This is a genomic window from Phyllobacterium sp. 22552 (genome assembly GCF_052044585.1).
Taxonomy (GTDB): domain Bacteria; phylum Pseudomonadota; class Alphaproteobacteria; order Rhizobiales; family Rhizobiaceae; genus Phyllobacterium; species Phyllobacterium ifriqiyense.
On the sequence record NZ_JBQENG010000008.1, the window covers coordinates 296,094 to 311,195 of the forward strand.

A 15,102-nucleotide genomic window follows, 5' to 3' on the forward strand; every position below is an offset into this window, starting at 1 on the left:
CACGCATTTACTTGCCAGTAAAGGCGGCAAGTTCGTCTGGCGTACCCCTTTGAAAAAGTCTGTTTGAGAACGTCCAGGAACGCACGCGTGCACTAAGCAGCCTTCGTGATGGGTAGAGCGCCGAGTGGCCGCAAAAAAGGAGTTGGTTCCTGTTCCGCAGGGCGTGGAAAAGATTGACAGGTTACTCAGGCGCGACGTCAAGGGGCTCCTTCAGAAGCCCATCCCACGGCCCCTGTCAGAATACCGTGCGGACGTTCGATACGGTCGCGGCGGAGTACGCTCCGCTGCCGCGGCCGCCGCAATGCCCGCATGGGTCGGGACACAGATCGATGCGTTAATCAATGATGTTACGGCGGATCGTTACTATATACACTTTCGTGACCTTGGGGCACCTGCGCTTCAGTCGCCATCGTCCCGGTCATCATTATCATCATCGAACAGGTTCAATATGACAAGGTCGATCAGCACGCATGTCTCCCTTGGTTGGATTCTTGCCAAACAGCTCGCGGCCGCCAACGGTGGCTCGGCGCCTCGCCATCTTCGCGGGCGGCAGCAAGTTCAAGCTCTTTGCTAATACCGACTGAAATGCGGAACTTTGGCCGAGTTCACCTGTTCCTCAGTTACCACGAACGTGGATAACTGACGAGGAGGTCGGACAAATGGCAATACCAAAAACACTCGAAACACTGTTTCATGAAACGCTCAAGGACATCTATTACGCCGAGCGGAAAATCCTGAAAGCCCTGCCGAAAATGGCAAAAGCTGCAATTGCGCCAGAATTGAAGGCGGCGTTTGAAAAGCACCGGGATGAAACCGAAGTTCATGTCGAACGTCTGCAGCAGGTCTTCGAAATTATTGGCAAGCGCGCGCAAGGCAAAACATGTGATGCGATTGAAGGGATTATCTCCGAAGGCGAAGAGATTATGGATGACTTCAAGGGTCAGCCTGCTCTTGATGCCGGACTTGCCTCAGCGGCTCAGGCTGTTGAGCATTATGAAATAGCCCGCTATGGCACGCTTGCTCGCTGGGCTGGTGAACTCGGCTACAAGGATGCGCAGAAAATTCTTGTGACCACGCTTCAAGAGGAAGAAGCGACCGATGCCACGCTAACAGCGTTGGCTGAAGCTTCGCTGAATCCAGCCGCTCAGGCGGCTTGATTCTTCGGCCCAGCGCTTCTCTCTGGTAGCGCTGGGCCGCCCTCGAAAGCAGCAAATGAAATACCGCTATGAGTTTCAGGAAGATTTTGAGCAGGGTACTGTAAGTGATATTGAGCTAGAGAGTGACATAGCTGCGCTCAGAGAAGGTTATCAAACCGCTGTAGAGATGGTTCAGGAGGGGATTTTTGCCGGTCTCAACCAAGAAAACTGGACGGTGAAGATATTTGACGAGAATAACAGATCAGTCGGTCGTATTCGTTTTTCTGATGTATTGCGTCCTAATGGACTGCATGGGAACTTTGACTGGGAGGGATCGCTTCCATGACCGTCACTTCCACGTCACTCAATCGATCCATGAACATCAACTCCAGTTCGCGGTTAACGCCTAATGCTGCCAGCTGCCGCAAATCGTGCTCGCCGCTGTTGAAGGTATTCATGATTGTTCTGGCGAGCCGGCCGGAACGGACGTGAAATTTAGGATCACGATCGAGAAAGCGTGACGCGCTACGATGCGCATATTCCATAATGCGCCAATCGATTTCAGAATAATTTTGATCATATCGGGGAAATGTCACGGCCTGCTCCCTCGCTGGATTGGGCGGGAGCACGATCATCTCTCCAACATCAATTGCCAGACATGCGTAGTATTGATGCTGCGACCAGCTTACGCCGATAGGGCTGAAAGTCGACCCCTCATCAAATCGACCAGATTCTATCTTCATCCTTATGCTTGAAGTAGAACCACTCTGCTCCCTATTGACGCTGACAGCGGATACGATTGCTCAATGGCCTTCAATCTCCTCGATCAAGGAGCATCATAATTATCCGGGCAAGCCGAGAGAATTCTGTGTTCAGGTGGAACTACGTTCCTAAATTAAGAAATGCCCCCGCATCCTATGGAATGCGGAGGTTGAACAAACAGTCTCACTGCATCTTTTTGACATCAGCAAGATGTTCGGTGAGGGTCGGCAGGGTCTTCGTAGCGAAAGCTTTCAATTCTCCAGCGTCGCCGTTAGCAGAATAGATGGAAAAAAGAGCAACGGCGGTTTCATGTGCCTTCAGTTGATCAGCCTTGTACATTTTGTCAAAGCTCGATTTATCGGCTGCTTTAAGTGCGTCGAGCTTGGTCTGATGCTCATCATCCAGCTTGGTTGGAACGTCGACCTTGTCGGCCTTCGCGGCAGGCATCATTTCTTCACCAGCCTCGGAGTGATCTGAGATCATATGTTCAGCGAATTTCTTGACCGCAGCATCATCTGACTGCTTAAGCGCTAGTTCGCTCGACTGAATTTCGAACATATTCGATATAGCCGCCATCTTTGCGAATTCGGCGGGCTTCGTAACCTCAGCAGCATACGCCGAAGTCGCCAGTAAAATGCCTGCAGTCACTATTGTGAATTTGAGTTTCATTATTTCCTCCAATGGTTTGTGAGGAGACAACTGCCTCAACCCCTGAACGTTCCATTGGGGCGGCTGGGCACGGCATTTAAAACCAATGTAACAGAATTACTGGCACCACGCTCAATGAAGAACACCTGAAGTGGAGCTTGCCGCACTCTCCAAATTCCAGCCTCTGCAAAATGATCAAACCCACGAGGGAACCTTGGCTGAGTTCACCGCTTCTATATTCAAATCAAACAAGAATAGAGAGTTGTTTATGGATACCGGCAATCAGGGGTTATGTCTGGCGCTCTCGTCGCTCAGAAGGTTGTGGGTTTCCAAAGGATTGTTGTCTAATGACGAGATCGAGCAGGCCTTATCCCAAGCAGATGCCGGAGCGGAAAACGATGATCGTTTTATTGAAACCCTGTCGCCACCTCAGCGCGATGCAGTGACATTCCCAATCCGTTTTCTCCACGAAGCCAACGCGCTGGACGCGAGTTCGTCGCTGTCTTTTATCGAGTTGGCAAAGACCGTTGGTGAAAACAAGAAGCCCATAACGACCAGTGATGACATTTGGAGATAGAAATGGAAATCAAACTCAAATCTGAATATTCGCCGATTGTTAACGACGGATTGCAAACGCCAGCACCACTTGTCGATCAGGCTCTGGCAGCATCAAATTCCACGACGACGAGTGATGGAGCCAGCCCGCAAGAAACTGAGTTCAACACGCGACTGTCCGCAATGAAACATGAGGTTGAACGCCTTGCACAGTCAGTCTCGCTTTTAACAGAAGGCACGAAAGACCTTGCACTGCAGGCTCCCTCGGTTGCTCAGGAAAAGCTTCGGCAAAACATTCGGGCGGCTCCAGTAACTTCGTTAATCTACGCCATTGCAGGAGCTTTTTTGGCTACCAAATAATGAAGAATTGAAGTGGCAGGCCTGATCTGGCCGGGAGGAAAGCATGACACAGATTATTGAAACGACCGTCGATCGTACAGATAAAAATGGACAGTACGTTGTGGAGTTCCTCAGTGTTGATGGAAACCGGGTTTCGGTGCTCGTTGAACAGGCCGATGAACTGAACCACGACCAGATTATTGCGAAGGCCAATCAGTTGCTGGTTCAATCTTGCCAGTCTGCTACCGCAGCGCAATCACAACCCGCCGCCATCGCCCACCCGGAGCAACCCAAAGGTCCGCTCGCCGCTCCTAATCCCCTTCTGGAGGACTATGAGCCTGATGGTGAAATAATTCAGGTCGAAGGCGAAGGAATGATTGAACCGCTTAATGAGCAAAACAGAAACTGAAGAGGAGCGCGTGATGCAGATTGTCGATACAATTGTGACGCCGGGCACGACCGGCGGATATGCCCTTATTGAATTTGTGGGTGCGGGCGGAGAATCCGTGTCAGTGACATTAAACTCGCCTGAAAGCGACGACAGTGACATGCTCATCGCACGAGCTAAAGCTGTCATAGTTCAAATTGCAGCATTTTCGAACAGTGAGGAGGATGTGACGAGCAAGGGAGCATCGGGCAGCGGCGACCTTACGTCAGCTTCTGAATTGGGCGAAAGACGCACCCCCGGAAGGGCGGAAGATATCAAAACCTTGAATGAGCAATTGGACGAGGGGCTGGAGCAGAGTTTTCCAGGAAGCGATCCCGTTTCCGTGACAAGCACCACAATTCCCGGGCAGCCAAAACCTGTTTGAAGGTTTTTGGTACGCCAAAGGCTCTGCATCCCAACCTTTTCGCAAAGACACATTACATAGACTTGATAAGGATTATTTATGAAACGCGGCGACCGATATGAGTCCTCTTTGACTGAAGAAGGACGCTACAGGCTTCTTCTCGACGCCGTCACTGATTACGCTATCTACATGCTCGACAACGAGGGTATGGTCACAAGCTGGAATACTGGCGCGGAACGTTTCAAAGGATACCGTCCTCACGAAATTATCGGGGAACACTTCTCACGCTTTTATACGGAAGAGGATCGCGCTACCGGGTTTCCTCAGCGCGCACTCGATACGGCCGCACGTGAAGGAAAGTTCGAGGGCGAAGGCTGGCGGGTTCGCAATGACGGTGCCCGCTTCTGGGCACATGTTGTCATCGACCCTATACGTGGCTCCAACGGCGAACTCTTGGGATACGCGAAAGTCACCCGCGACCTTACAGAAAGGAAAGTATCTGAAGATGCGCTCCGGCGTAGCCAGGAGCAGTTTCGCATCCTTGTCCAAGGCGTCACGGACTATGCGATTTACATGCTCGACCCGGAAGGCAATGTTGTCAGCTGGAACGCCGGTGCCGAGCGAATAAAGGGTTACTCGCCCGAAGAGATAATCGGCAGCCATTTCTCAAAATTCTACACAGACGAGGATTTGCACGATAACCTCCCGAATACCGCTCTGACGACTGCGGCAAAGGAAGGCCGGTTCGAAAAAGAGGGTTGGCGGGTGCGAAAAGACGGCTCACGGTTTTTGGCAAATGTCATAATCGATGCCGTAAGAAATGAAGCGGGTGAACTTATTGGTTTCGCTAAGGTAACTAGAGATATCACAGAGCGTACCCGCACCCAACAAGAACTTGAGAAGGCGCGGGAAGCATTGTTCCAAGCGCAAAAGATGGAGGCCATCGGACAACTGACGGGGGGAGTTGCCCACGACTTCAATAATTTGCTGATGGCAATTCTCGGTAGCCTCGAACTTCTGCGTAAACATCTGCCTGAAGACCGCCGTGCACAGGCATTGCTCAACAATGCGGTTCTCGCGGCGGAACGTGGTGCCAATCTGACAAAACGCATGCTTGCCTTTGCCAGAAAGCAAGATCTTGAACTGAAGCCAGTGGATGCCATAACTTTGGTGAGAGGTATGGAGGAGCTACTCCAGCGTTCGCTCGGTCCGACGATTTTGGTTGAAACGCGGTTCCCGCTTAATCTGGACCCTGTCTTGGCTGACCCTCATCAGCTCGAACTTGCCTTGCTGAACCTCATGGTCAACGCGCGCGACGCAATGTCGGGCGGTGGTACGATCACCGTTGCAGGCCGGAAGGAAACGATCGACAAACCGCAGACCGACCTGACACCTGGCGCTTACATATGCCTTTCTGTGAAGGACGAGGGCAGTGGTATGGACGCCGAGACGCTGGCGCGCGCAACGGAGCCGTTTTTTACGACCAAAGGTGTTGGGAAGGGCACAGGTCTCGGGCTGTCGATGGTGCATGGTCTGATGCAACAGCTCAACGGACGCTTGGTAGTGTCCAGCGAACTGGGGCAGGGCACAACGGCAGAGCTTTGGGTGCCCGTTGCCGAGAGAAATCTTTCCAAACAGATCGAAGCGATCCATTCGCCGATTGAGTTGCCAACGCAGAAGCTGAAGATACTCGCCGTTGATGATGACAGTCTTGTGCTGATGAATACGGTGGCGATGCTGGAAGACCTTGGCCACACGGTTGTCGAGGCGAATTCGGGCAAGAAAGCCCTTGAGTTACTGAATTCGTCTGCGGACATAGACTTGGTGGTAACAGATCAGGCGATGCCTGGAATGTCCGGCTCGCAGTTAATCCGGGAGATCAAAACCTCTTGGCCAACGACAAGGGCGATCCTTGCAACTGGCTACTCTGAACTGCCATCGGACGTTGGAAAGGTTCCGCTTCTTACAAAGCCATTCATGCAGAGCAATCTGTCCACGGCCATTCGTGATGCGATGAAAAATGTATGATGAAATCTCAGTCCTTGAATTTAAGGTTTTCAGCCAGCCCACCAAATGCACGAGTTATAATGAGCGGGCCCAATGGCGGTCACTAAATCTGCCTGGCGGAACGATATTTGTTATCTTGCATTTTATCTGAGGACAGTGCCGCCGTGTCAACCGGACATAACGGCAGAGCGGACAAGGGAGTTTTTCCGGTTTCCGACCTTGGCCAACGAAATGGCAGGCGAGCGCTTATCCCGTTCGGTAGGCGTTGTCCACCCGCTCCGGGCCTTCGTTCATCCCGTCGGAGCTTGGTTCAGGATATCAAGTGTTTTCCCGTGTCGCTGTCCCTGACAAAAGCAGTATAATGCGTCGTCGAATATCTCGGCACCGTTTGAGGCTGCACTGAAAAGTGTCATGGATGAACAAAACTTCAAATCGTCAGGCGATCCGAAAATCGCACGCAACGTCTTACCCCGATGGGCTATGGCAAGTTCTGTCATTTCGACTAATCTGGGACCCAATAGGCCATGGGCAAGATAGGCCCGCGCTTCGTCAATTGTTGAGATCCCATAATGTTTTGCCATCGGTGACTTTCCCAACGCTTCCAGTTGGGGAAAGATAAACCACATCCAATGCGACTGTTTCAAACCCGCCTTCAGCTCACGTCTCGCTTTAGACAGAACAGGTTCCTGCGCTTTCACAAACCGACCTAGATTGTAATTGCTGATATCCACCGCGCTGGCTTCCTATAAAGAAAGCTCCGGATCTCGAGATCCGGAGCTTTCCATTCAGTTATCATTGTCACCAGGTCTGGGTGTTGTACCAATCGTCGACATCACGCTTGGCTTCGTCTTTTGCTTTGCCATAGCGCTCCTGGATTTTTCCCTCAAGCTGCTCACGCTTGCCATTGATCACATCCAGATCGTCATCAGTAAGCTTTCCCCACTGTTCCTGGATTTTGCCCTTAACCTGTTTCCAGTTACCTTCAACACGGTCCCATGCCATGACATTTCTCCTTGTTGTTGATGCATTTATAACTTGAACAGAGGAACAAAGTTCCGACTTGTCTATGCATTTGACGGAGAAATATTTCCCTGGAATAGGATACGGGTAATGCTGAGCTTATGTCGTGACCTTAACTTTTAAGAGATACTTAAACGCTGAGAAACATTCATTTTTTCGGCTAGACCCTTATTACGGAACCTATGAACTGACCGACAGTTACCTTTTAGCTGATCAACAAAGATCAGAACTGACCGGAGGTAACAAATGATCCGTTTCGTTATAGCACTAGGTGCTCTTTCTTTCTTTTCAGCTGCCTATGCGCAGGACACTGGCACAAAACCGGCTACCGAGTCGGAAACACCGGCGGTCGCTACTCCAGACACTGCAAATCCATCTGCTCCTGTCCCCGGCGAGAATAGTTTCACTGAGGCACAGGCTAAGGAGCGCATCGAGAGCAAGGGTTACTCCGAGATTAGCGGCCTCACAAAAGGTGAAGATGGGATCTGGAACGCTACAGCCATGAAAGATGGAAAACCCTCGACTGTTAAGCTCGACTACCAAGGCAACATAACAGAGACCGCGAAATAATCGCGGTAAGCAAAAGAAATAGGGAGATTGTTATGCAGACTGTAACGGGACTTTACGATAACTACAGTGACGCGAAAGCGGCAGTAAATGCGTTGGAAGACGCCGGCATCTCTTCATCGGATATCAGCATCATTGGCCGCGACGGTGAAGAGCACGACAGCAATGCCGGGGAGGGTGCGGGGGCCGGAGCCGGCGTCGGCGCAGTCGTTGGCGGAACAGGCGGACTCTTGGCCGGATTGGGTATGCTAGCCATACCCGGTGTTGGTCCGGTGGTGGCTGCCGGCTGGCTGGCGGCGACGGCAGCTGGCGCAGTAGCCGGCGCTGCAGCAGGCGGTGCCGCCGGCGGTATTATCGGCTCCCTCATCACCTCCGGTGTTGATGAAGACGACGCGCATGTGTACGCAGAAGGCGTGCGACGGGGCAGTACACTCGTGTCTGCCCGCGTGGAAGACGAGCACGTCGATGCGGCAAGGGCTATCCTCAGTGACGACAGTGCTGTCGATGTTAAAGCCCGGCGGGCCGTGTATCGTGAAGAAGGTTGGGAACGCTTTGACGAGAACGCGCCTGAATACACGGATGACGATGTCCTCAAGGAACGTGATCGTCTACGTCAGACACGCGACCTGATGCCTTAATTTTTTCTTCCCCATTCAAGCTTCATGCAGGGATGGGGGAGCCTCTCGGAGTATTAGCCGTGGTCATCAAGAACATCAAAACAGCATCAGAAACCCGAGTGGATGCCAAAGGCAGTTTCGCCAAGGGCAAAACCAAATCCGACAATGACGGCGTCGCAAGTGCCAATCCTCGCGTGCTTTCTGGGAAGAAAGATGGCGATGCGACATTTACGGAAAAGGGACTGCCAAGAAAGCGCTAGCCCGCGGATGTTCCTGCCGTTAGTCAAACGCCATGCCATGTCGAGGCAATTTTATGGGAGCAGTTTTGGGATTCGGCCCTCCGGGCAGTTGAGCGGTTCACCTATGCATGGATATGCAGGGGATTTTTACAGGCAGCAGCCCTTGTGCGATGCTTGGTTTGAGACCGACCTTCCTAACATTTGCAAGCTGGTTGAACACCGACCCGAGCGAACCATATTTACAAAGTTTATGCCGTTAGCTACACCGGAAGATGCGGTCGGGCGTGATCGGAGCGGCAACAATGATCGCTGTGCCGTGCTGATCGTCATGAAATACCGGAATATTCATCTTCTCACGAAGCTGTTCTTTAACTTCGAAACATTCCGGTGCGTTCATATCTTCGAGGTTTATGCCGAAAGTGCGTTCCATTCGTTATTACATCTATGGTCAGCTGGGCTGATTGAGTCGGCCTTGTTTCAGAATTGAAGGCTTATGTCCCTCCTGCCCGGATTGGACAAAAACATCTACTCACCTTGGTCTTCACCGTGCTCCATAAAATTCTTTTATCGGCTGATGTAAACACGCTGCTGGTTTCCGAGGGAGAGACAGATATCTGTGTTTTGGCGACGGTATTGGGCGCGGTCAATCTTGATTACAGGGTGATCGTAGGCGCATGATGCAATGCAGGACTGCTATTCCGCACGCTTGTCGCTCCGGGTCGAAACCGCGGAAACCGAGCTAGTTCTAAGCGGATGGTCGTTTAAAAATTGATATGCTCGCGCCCCTCGTTTTCAGCTTTTCGAATAATCTGTGAAGACGTTTGCGTTGAAAGGGAGATGCAGAATGTCAGATTCGAGCACTACCACTATCCGGTCCGTTTTCTAAACCTGTGAAGCCGCGGAGTTGGCGGTTGAGCACCTTGTCCAACAATACGCGTGGTCGTTTTGGTCCAGTTACACCATCCTGAAGTAAGCGCAGTAGCGGTCAAACTCCTGCCATAGCGTGCCACGAGCCGCGTTTCGAAGTTATTTATTCAGATGACCGTTTTCATCCTCATCCCGCTGGCGGCCGCCGATTGCGGCAGCAACGCTGGAGATAAAGGCTCCGATCAGAAGCGACAGTGCGGTCATGAATACCGTTGTTGCTCCGACTTTCCGGGCTGCCTCGGCTGTTTCGATCGCCGACTTTTTCGCCTCTTCGATCCGAGCGAGAACGCCATCAACGCGGGCCTTGGCATCTGCCTCGCTCAAACCGGTTCGCGAGGCAACGAGCTGGTCGAGATAGGCGCGATCATCGGCGGGCATTTCACCGGTCGTGGCGGCATTCTGCAGAATGCGGGAAACTTCCGATGCTGCCTGACCTGCCTGTTCCGCATTGGCAGCGGCCGGGCTGCCGGGGCGTAGCAGGCTGTCGACAAAGTAGTTTGCCGAGTCACTGTTTGCGGCAGCACCTGCAGCAGAAGACGCTGCGCTGGCAGCACCGGATGCTACACTGGAGGCCGCTTGAATACCGGCGCCAATCGTCGAAGAGATCGCAGAACCGAGAACGACAACGAGAAACAATGTTGCAATTGCCCATGAGATGAAGCCATGCGCGGTATCACGGAAATAGACTTCATTCGTGTGAACGCCGGACCATTTGGTGCGCAGCCTGCCAGTCAGGTAACCACCGAAAGCAGCTGATACCCATTGCACGATGATCAGCCCGACGGCTGTAGACACCGCAAACGTTGCGGCAGATGCGCCTTCAGACGCAAATGGTGAAACCATTGTCAGCCCGAACCCCGAACCGAACAGCGTAAGCAAAAGCGTGATTGCAGTCGCGGCGACGGAGCCTGCAATGATCGGCCCCCAACTTACTGCGGACGAGCTAGATTCCGTGGTTGGATCAGCGCCCACGTTCAAATCTGTGAGGGACATGATGTTCTCCTATCGCATAAACAGAAAGAGGAGAATGATGATTGGAATCGGAATTCCGAGTAACCATAGAAGAATACCGCGGCCCATGGGAAACCTCCTGTAATGACCTATTCTGTCAGGTCACGAATGTTTAAGCTCAACACAGCTGATATTTTAATGCTCTGATGATGGATTAGTTCCATCTGGAATCATTTTCAAAGACACAGTGCACTGCGCTCCGTAAGATTGTTTTGCTAATGCATTTTCACATTTGGTTCGCGTGACCAGATGCGCAACTTTCCAAGCTGCATGATAAACTTCGCGATATCGTCCGGTCCGTTCAGCTGTATGATGCCTTCATCGAGTTGACCCGAAACTCCAGCCTTGTCGAGCAATTTAACTGCTGACGCGTTGTAGCCGATAAACTTGCAATGGGCGAAAGCATCGGCCACGAAATCACGGGCAGTCGATTCCTTGACCAATTCTCCGACGCCTTGCTCTGAGGGCAGCAGAGCCACAGCATCATATAGAACTGACGGGCCGCCATCTATCATTTGATCTGCTTCTACAAACGTTCCATCAGACGCCGTGGCTCCGCTGACCGTCGGCGTGATGACCTCGAAAACAGCTTTCTGGGCTATTACTGCCTTTTGCAGATCTTTCAGTAGCGTCATATCAAATCCGTCGGTCAGCAGAATTCCGAGCTTTCTACCCTCAAATCGTTGGGGCCCGTTCTTGACAATGCTGAGCGCAGGAGAAGGGTCAAGATCCTGACGTGTGGGAACGGCCGCTTCTGCGGCGACAGGCATAGTTTTCAGACCTAGGCCCTTGGCGACCTTTGATGCCAGTGTCTCATCTATGTTCAAAAGATGCGAAACTATCCGTTCACGGATCACCGGAGTTTTTACCTTGCTGAGTTCAAAGGTCAAAGCGGCGATTATGTGCTTTTGTTCCGGCAAAGTTTGCGAGATGAAGAACTGACGGGCTTGGCTATAGTGATCTGCAAAGGATTCAGCACGCAGCCTTACCTTTTGGCCGGACTCCACGTCAGCAAATGAGCGAAATCCTCTATCAGGTGACTCTCTTGGGCCTTCACCCCATGAATTTGGCTGATAGTTTACCCGCCCAACTGGATTGCGCATTGCCATATGCCCATCCTGCTGGAAGTGAGCAAAAGGACATTTTGGAGCGTTGATGGGAATATGCGTGAAATTGGGCCCGCCGAGCCTTTTCAGCTGTGTATCCAGATAAGAAAAATTACGTCCCTGGAGCAATGGGTCATTTGAGAAATCGATGCCGGGGGGGACGTTCTGCGTCATGAAGGCGACTTGTTCGGTCTCTGCAAAGAAGTTGTCCGGCATGCGGTCCAAAACGAGACGGCCAACGGGGATAGGACGAAGTATTTCTTCCGGAATGATTTTCGTTGAATCCAGAATGTCGAATTCGAAGCTATCGGCAAATTGCTGATCGAACAGTTGCACTTGTAGCTCCCACTCAGGGAACGCTCCCGACTGGATTGCATCCCACAGGTCACGGCGATGGAAGTCAGGGTCGGCACCGTTGATTTTAACCGCCTCGTTCCAGGCGACGGATTGCAGTCCGAGCTTCGGCTTCCAGTGAAATTTGACGAAAGTCGACTCATCCTTCGCATTGACAAGTCGGAAGGTGTGGACCCCGAACCCTTCCATGAACCGGAATGAACGGGGAATGGCGCGATCGGACATTGTCCACATGATCATGTGCATGCTTTCGGGCGTCAGGCTGATAAAATCCCAGAAATTATCATGCGCTGACTGCGCCTGCGGAAAAGCGCGGTCCGGCTCTTCCTTTACCGCGTGAACCATATCCGGAAACTTTATAGCGTCCTGAATAAAGAACACCGGGATGTTGTTCCCGACCAGATCCCAGTTGCCTTCCTGCGTATAGATTTTGACGGCAAAACCTCTGACATCTCGTGCCAGATCAAAGGAACCCTTGCTGCCAGCCACCGTCGAAAATCTGACGAAAGCGGGGGTGCGTTCGCCCGCCCTTTGAAACAGGTCAGCCCGCGTATACTGGGCCAAGGATTCGTAGGTTTCAAAAAATCCGTGAGCACCATAGCCACGTGCATGAACCACGCGCTCGGGAATGCGCTCATGATCGAAATGAAAAATCTTTTCACGAAAGTGGAAGTCCTCAAGCACAGTTGGTCCCCGTGCTCCTATCTTCAGCGAGTTTTGATCATCCGCTACCGGGCCACCTTGCGCCGTCGTGAGTATTGGAGTGTCGGTCGATGCCAGCTGATGCAGTTCTCCACCCGGACCGCGATGGAGTTTTTGATCATGGATCGTTGCGTTATCTGCCGGCGAACTTTTCGAAGATTTGGGCATTGTAGTCCCTCTATAGTCTAGTGCGGGAATTCGTGGTGATCAGCGCTTAACCTTGGAACCGTCCAAGGCATCGGCAAGTGCGTCAAGATCGGCTTCGGTCTGCATTTCTTCCTGTAGAGTGGCATCCAACAATTCGGCAGCATCTGAGTTACCGAGAGACGCCGCCAACTTCTTCAAAGCTTTATATTTTGCGATTTCATAATGCTCGACCGCCTGCGCACCGGCGGCAAGGCCGAGATCGAGAGCGGGGCTGTTTTTATAATCGGCAATGATTAGCTCGCCTTCTTCAATTATCGCATCTATGCCTGCGCAGGTCTTTGCCACCACGGGCTGACCCGATGTTGCAAAAACTTTTTCGAGGCGACTGACATGCCCTTCAGTCTCCTTTCGGTGTTTATCAAATGCAGCTGTCAACTTGTCCGAAGTTGCAGCCGCCGACATCTTAGGCAGGGCTTGCAGAATTTTACGCTCGGCATAAAGGATTTCCTTCAAGCCATCATTGTAGAGGTCTTCGACTGATTTGTTTTGCATGATGCTGGTTCCTTTGCAGTCTTAACCTTGGTTGGAGAGACTGGTTCCCTCGCAGGAGGAAAATATATTCACCTAAGCTCCGGTCTCACTGTCTCGTGCGGATACAGGCTTAGACTCAGGCGAGCCCTTGAAACGCAGGAAAATGGACAGAACAACCAGCATGGCGGTTGAAAAGAACTCTGACTGCCAGTTCTGGAAAGACTCAAACCAGAACTGGGAACTCGCAAAATGTTCAATCACACTGCGCGTGGCTTCGTGGTGCATGGTGGCTTGGGAGTTGTAGGACGCAGAACTGGCTATTAGATGCCCGACGAAAGAGGCTAAAAATAATATGGCCAAGGCCAGGCCCAGAGAATAGCGATAGATCCATCGGCCCATCGCAGAACGTCTTAGCCAAACAGGATACGACTTGGCCGTCAACTTGCCCTCGGCTGTTGAGGCTTCATCTGGATCACGCGACTCCGCAGATCCTTTTTGGAACAGCAAGGCAGTCAGCATGACGTAGAATGACATTTGCAGCCATTCGCTTTCCCAGTTTTCGAAGAGAGCCGATAGGAAAGACTCATCCATGGTATAGCCGAGCAAAGTTAGGGGAGGCAGACCATGGCTGATGAGCTCAGCATTCTCTTGGTACCAGCCTGAGATCCACATTCCGAGCAAACTACCCAGAAAGGCGAGGGTCAACACAATTGTCAAACCATTGTTCTTCAGCAATTTTTTCATTTTTTAGAGCCTCCGGGTGGGCGTTAGATCGGCCGCCTCACACTCAACCCCCCTGCAAGGATGCGGTTCCGCCGATAAGGCATCGTTTTTATAAAAGGAGGTGGCGCGGCTGCGCTCCAGCGCCATCCCGTGATTGAAATTACCAAACCTCTGTCCCTGCTTGGTTGGGAAGCCGCCTGCCACATGTAACCCACGGTAGACGAGATTGAGAATTATAATTGTAAGCGGGAATTGCCCTTTCCGGTTGGTCCAGTGTCCCAGTGTATATACCGACCTCATCCGATCCATCGTAATTCAGGGAGATCGGCGTTCCGCAATCGCCACAAAAACTTCTGGTCGCCAAGGGGGACGAACGCCGCTGTTTTGGCAGGGTTGACATCCATCTGAGCTTGTCCGATTTAACCCAACTTAAAACCGCAAATGCGCTACCTGTGGCGCGTCGGCACATGTCACAGTGGCAAAGATGAGTTCGCTCGATTTCAGCTAAATGAAATCTGACGATGCCGCATAAACAACCGCCACTGATTTGCGCTGGCATGATATGTCCTCCGGGACAGAAAACCCATCCGCCAATCTAATGTTCCGATACAACCAAAATTCGGGTCAGTTTTTGTAACCCATGCAAATGCCATGGAAGTTGTGTTCACTACCACTGTCACCACATTCCATCTTAGAGCCTCTTGCGCACCACGGATTCGAACAGTGGTTATAGCAATTAATGGCAAGACGAGCTGGCAGTGCGGATTTACCGCTGCACGGAGGACGAGTTCCCCGCTGGCTGGGCGATCGGATGACTAAGCTCGGAACACTTATGTGCGAAGCGATCATTCACCATTACGGCCGTGATGAACTTTTACGTCGGCTTTCTCACCCATTCTGGTTTCAGTCCTTTGGTGCAG

At 51.9% G+C, this 15,102-nt stretch carries 22 protein-coding genes and 1 pseudogene; 12 read left to right on the forward strand and 11 right to left on the reverse strand.

Annotation, left to right across the window (positions count from 1 at the left end):
* Nucleotides 1-7: 7 nt before the first annotated feature.
* Nucleotides 8-118 (reverse strand): annotated as a pseudogene (locus ACTJI9_RS19440) (LysR family transcriptional regulator); the annotation flags it as partial.
* Between the two features lie 541 nt (nt 119-659).
* On the opposite strand from ACTJI9_RS19440, the gene ACTJI9_RS19445 reads away from it, so the two are divergent.
* Both ACTJI9_RS19445 and ACTJI9_RS19450 read left to right on the forward strand, forming a co-directional pair.
* Complete coding sequence (locus tag ACTJI9_RS19445; RefSeq protein ID WP_440810361.1) at nt 660-1,157, forward strand: YciE/YciF ferroxidase family protein; 498 nt, start codon at nt 660-662, stop codon at nt 1,155-1,157.
* A 55-nt stretch (nt 1,158-1,212) separates the two neighbouring features.
* A complete protein-coding gene (locus ACTJI9_RS19450) occupies nt 1,213-1,482 on the forward strand; it encodes a DUF6894 family protein (RefSeq protein WP_440810363.1) in 270 nt (89 codons plus the stop codon).
* Here the strand turns inward: ACTJI9_RS19450 and ACTJI9_RS19455 are convergent.
* Nucleotides 1,436-1,879, reverse strand: a complete 444-nt coding sequence (locus ACTJI9_RS19455; RefSeq protein ID WP_440810364.1) for a hypothetical protein — start codon at nt 1,877-1,879, stop codon at nt 1,436-1,438. The genes ACTJI9_RS19450 and ACTJI9_RS19455 overlap by 47 nt on opposite strands.
* A gap of 202 nt (nt 1,880-2,081) precedes the next feature.
* A complete protein-coding gene (locus tag ACTJI9_RS19460; RefSeq protein WP_440810366.1) occupies nt 2,082-2,567 on the reverse strand; it encodes a DUF4142 domain-containing protein in 486 nt (161 codons plus the stop codon).
* Between the two features lie 130 nt (nt 2,568-2,697).
* Between ACTJI9_RS19460 and ACTJI9_RS19465 the strand changes: the two genes are divergently transcribed.
* The 5 genes from ACTJI9_RS19465 to ACTJI9_RS19485 all read left to right on the forward strand — a co-directional run bounded on the left by ACTJI9_RS19465 (nt 2,698) and on the right by ACTJI9_RS19485 (nt 6,259).
* Entirely contained in the window at nt 2,698-3,123 is a 426-nt protein-coding gene (locus ACTJI9_RS19465) for a hypothetical protein (protein ID WP_440810368.1), read from the forward strand.
* 2 nt (nt 3,124-3,125) lie between these two features.
* Complete coding sequence (locus tag ACTJI9_RS19470) at nt 3,126-3,461, forward strand: hypothetical protein (RefSeq protein WP_440810370.1); 336 nt, start codon at nt 3,126-3,128, stop codon at nt 3,459-3,461.
* Nucleotides 3,462-3,504: 43 nt separating this feature from the next.
* A complete protein-coding gene (locus tag ACTJI9_RS19475; RefSeq protein ID WP_440810372.1) occupies nt 3,505-3,849 on the forward strand; it encodes a hypothetical protein in 345 nt (114 codons plus the stop codon).
* Nucleotides 3,830-4,252: a hypothetical protein gene (locus ACTJI9_RS19480; RefSeq protein ID WP_440810373.1), complete on the forward strand. Its 423-nt coding sequence runs from the start codon at nt 3,830-3,832 to the stop codon at nt 4,250-4,252. The genes ACTJI9_RS19475 and ACTJI9_RS19480 overlap by 20 nt, the downstream gene beginning before the upstream one ends.
* Before the next feature lie 78 nt (nt 4,253-4,330).
* Nucleotides 4,331-6,259 (forward strand): PAS domain S-box protein, encoded by a 1,929-nt coding sequence (locus ACTJI9_RS19485; RefSeq protein ID WP_440810375.1) that lies wholly within the window; start codon nt 4,331-4,333, stop codon nt 6,257-6,259.
* Between the two features lie 269 nt (nt 6,260-6,528).
* Here the strand turns inward: ACTJI9_RS19485 and ACTJI9_RS19490 are convergent, their stop codons facing one another.
* Entirely contained in the window at nt 6,529-6,969 is a 441-nt protein-coding gene (locus ACTJI9_RS19490; protein ID WP_440810377.1) for a DUF1810 domain-containing protein, read from the reverse strand.
* A 67-nt stretch (nt 6,970-7,036) separates the two neighbouring features.
* Entirely contained in the window at nt 7,037-7,240 is a 204-nt protein-coding gene (locus tag ACTJI9_RS19495) for a CsbD family protein (protein ID WP_336441704.1), read from the reverse strand.
* A gap of 264 nt (nt 7,241-7,504) precedes the next feature.
* On the opposite strand from ACTJI9_RS19495, the gene ACTJI9_RS19500 reads away from it, so the two are divergent.
* From ACTJI9_RS19500 to ACTJI9_RS19510, 3 genes are read left to right on the forward strand one after another with little or no spacing between them, the layout of a single operon-like run.
* Entirely contained in the window at nt 7,505-7,828 is a 324-nt protein-coding gene (locus ACTJI9_RS19500) for a PepSY domain-containing protein (RefSeq protein WP_440810379.1), read from the forward strand.
* Between the two features lie 32 nt (nt 7,829-7,860).
* On the forward strand, nt 7,861-8,463 hold the full coding sequence (locus ACTJI9_RS19505) for a general stress protein (RefSeq protein ID WP_440810381.1): 603 nt from the start codon (nt 7,861-7,863) through the stop codon (nt 8,461-8,463).
* 59 nt (nt 8,464-8,522) lie between these two features.
* Entirely contained in the window at nt 8,523-8,702 is a 180-nt protein-coding gene (locus tag ACTJI9_RS19510) for a hypothetical protein (RefSeq protein WP_440810383.1), read from the forward strand.
* A gap of 235 nt (nt 8,703-8,937) precedes the next feature.
* Here the strand turns inward: ACTJI9_RS19510 and ACTJI9_RS19515 are convergent, their stop codons facing one another.
* On the reverse strand, nt 8,938-9,111 hold the full coding sequence (locus ACTJI9_RS19515) for a hypothetical protein (protein WP_440810430.1): 174 nt from the start codon (nt 9,109-9,111) through the stop codon (nt 8,938-8,940).
* A gap of 53 nt (nt 9,112-9,164) precedes the next feature.
* On the opposite strand from ACTJI9_RS19515, the gene ACTJI9_RS19520 reads away from it, so the two are divergent.
* Nucleotides 9,165-9,359 carry an isochorismatase family protein gene (locus ACTJI9_RS19520; RefSeq protein ID WP_440810385.1) on the forward strand — a complete coding sequence of 65 codons (195 nt, stop codon included), beginning with the start codon at nt 9,165-9,167 and terminating at the stop codon, nt 9,357-9,359.
* Nucleotides 9,360-9,707: 348 nt separating this feature from the next.
* Here the strand turns inward: ACTJI9_RS19520 and ACTJI9_RS19525 are convergent, their stop codons facing one another.
* The 5 genes from ACTJI9_RS19525 to ACTJI9_RS19545 all read right to left on the reverse strand — a co-directional run bounded on the left by ACTJI9_RS19525 (nt 9,708) and on the right by ACTJI9_RS19545 (nt 14,741).
* On the reverse strand, nt 9,708-10,601 hold the full coding sequence (locus ACTJI9_RS19525; RefSeq protein ID WP_440810387.1) for a hypothetical protein: 894 nt from the start codon (nt 10,599-10,601) through the stop codon (nt 9,708-9,710).
* Nucleotides 10,602-10,834: 233 nt separating this feature from the next.
* The gene (locus tag ACTJI9_RS19530; RefSeq protein ID WP_440810389.1) at nt 10,835-12,949 is read right to left on the reverse strand and encodes a catalase; all 2,115 of its coding nucleotides are present in this window, start codon (nt 12,947-12,949) and stop codon (nt 10,835-10,837) included.
* 39 nt (nt 12,950-12,988) lie between these two features.
* Nucleotides 12,989-13,480 (reverse strand): YciE/YciF ferroxidase family protein, encoded by a 492-nt coding sequence (locus tag ACTJI9_RS19535; RefSeq protein WP_440810391.1) that lies wholly within the window; start codon nt 13,478-13,480, stop codon nt 12,989-12,991.
* Nucleotides 13,481-13,552: 72 nt separating this feature from the next.
* Entirely contained in the window at nt 13,553-14,203 is a 651-nt protein-coding gene (locus tag ACTJI9_RS19540) for a DUF6766 family protein (protein ID WP_440810393.1), read from the reverse strand.
* A 139-nt stretch (nt 14,204-14,342) separates the two neighbouring features.
* On the reverse strand, nt 14,343-14,741 hold the full coding sequence (locus ACTJI9_RS19545; RefSeq protein WP_440810394.1) for a GFA family protein: 399 nt from the start codon (nt 14,739-14,741) through the stop codon (nt 14,343-14,345).
* Nucleotides 14,742-14,921: 180 nt separating this feature from the next.
* Here ACTJI9_RS19545 and ACTJI9_RS19550 point away from each other — a divergent pair.
* On the forward strand, nt 14,922-15,102 hold a 181-nt coding region (locus ACTJI9_RS19550; protein ID WP_440810396.1), incomplete at its 3' end, for a DUF763 domain-containing protein.

What these genes read in the sequence shown, in the direction of transcription:
- ACTJI9_RS19545 (WP_440810394.1), bottom strand. Translation starts at nt 14,741, where the DNA reads ATGCCAGCGCAAATCAGTGGCGGTTGTTTATGCGGCATCGTCAGATTT.
- ACTJI9_RS19495 (WP_336441704.1), bottom strand. Translation starts at nt 7,240, where the DNA reads ATGGCATGGGACCGTGTTGAAGGTAACTGGAAACAGGTTAAGGGCAAA.
- ACTJI9_RS19505 (WP_440810381.1), top strand. Translation starts at nt 7,861, where the DNA reads ATGCAGACTGTAACGGGACTTTACGATAACTACAGTGACGCGAAAGCG.
- ACTJI9_RS19485 (WP_440810375.1), top strand. Translation starts at nt 4,331, where the DNA reads ATGAAACGCGGCGACCGATATGAGTCCTCTTTGACTGAAGAAGGACGC.
- ACTJI9_RS19500 (WP_440810379.1), top strand. Translation starts at nt 7,505, where the DNA reads ATGATCCGTTTCGTTATAGCACTAGGTGCTCTTTCTTTCTTTTCAGCT.
- ACTJI9_RS19470 (WP_440810370.1), top strand. Translation starts at nt 3,126, where the DNA reads ATGGAAATCAAACTCAAATCTGAATATTCGCCGATTGTTAACGACGGA.
- ACTJI9_RS19480 (WP_440810373.1), top strand. Translation starts at nt 3,830, where the DNA reads ATGAGCAAAACAGAAACTGAAGAGGAGCGCGTGATGCAGATTGTCGAT.
- ACTJI9_RS19530 (WP_440810389.1), bottom strand. Translation starts at nt 12,949, where the DNA reads ATGCCCAAATCTTCGAAAAGTTCGCCGGCAGATAACGCAACGATCCAT.
- ACTJI9_RS19460 (WP_440810366.1), bottom strand. Translation starts at nt 2,567, where the DNA reads ATGAAACTCAAATTCACAATAGTGACTGCAGGCATTTTACTGGCGACT.
- ACTJI9_RS19475 (WP_440810372.1), top strand. Translation starts at nt 3,505, where the DNA reads ATGACACAGATTATTGAAACGACCGTCGATCGTACAGATAAAAATGGA.
- ACTJI9_RS19450 (WP_440810363.1), top strand. Translation starts at nt 1,213, where the DNA reads ATGAAATACCGCTATGAGTTTCAGGAAGATTTTGAGCAGGGTACTGTA.
- ACTJI9_RS19455 (WP_440810364.1), bottom strand. Translation starts at nt 1,879, where the DNA reads ATGAAGATAGAATCTGGTCGATTTGATGAGGGGTCGACTTTCAGCCCT.
- ACTJI9_RS19445 (WP_440810361.1), top strand. Translation starts at nt 660, where the DNA reads ATGGCAATACCAAAAACACTCGAAACACTGTTTCATGAAACGCTCAAG.
- ACTJI9_RS19525 (WP_440810387.1), bottom strand. Translation starts at nt 10,601, where the DNA reads ATGTCCCTCACAGATTTGAACGTGGGCGCTGATCCAACCACGGAATCT.
- ACTJI9_RS19515 (WP_440810430.1), bottom strand. Translation starts at nt 9,111, where the DNA reads ATGGAACGCACTTTCGGCATAAACCTCGAAGATATGAACGCACCGGAA.
- ACTJI9_RS19535 (WP_440810391.1), bottom strand. Translation starts at nt 13,480, where the DNA reads ATGCAAAACAAATCAGTCGAAGACCTCTACAATGATGGCTTGAAGGAA.
- ACTJI9_RS19540 (WP_440810393.1), bottom strand. Translation starts at nt 14,203, where the DNA reads ATGAAAAAATTGCTGAAGAACAATGGTTTGACAATTGTGTTGACCCTC.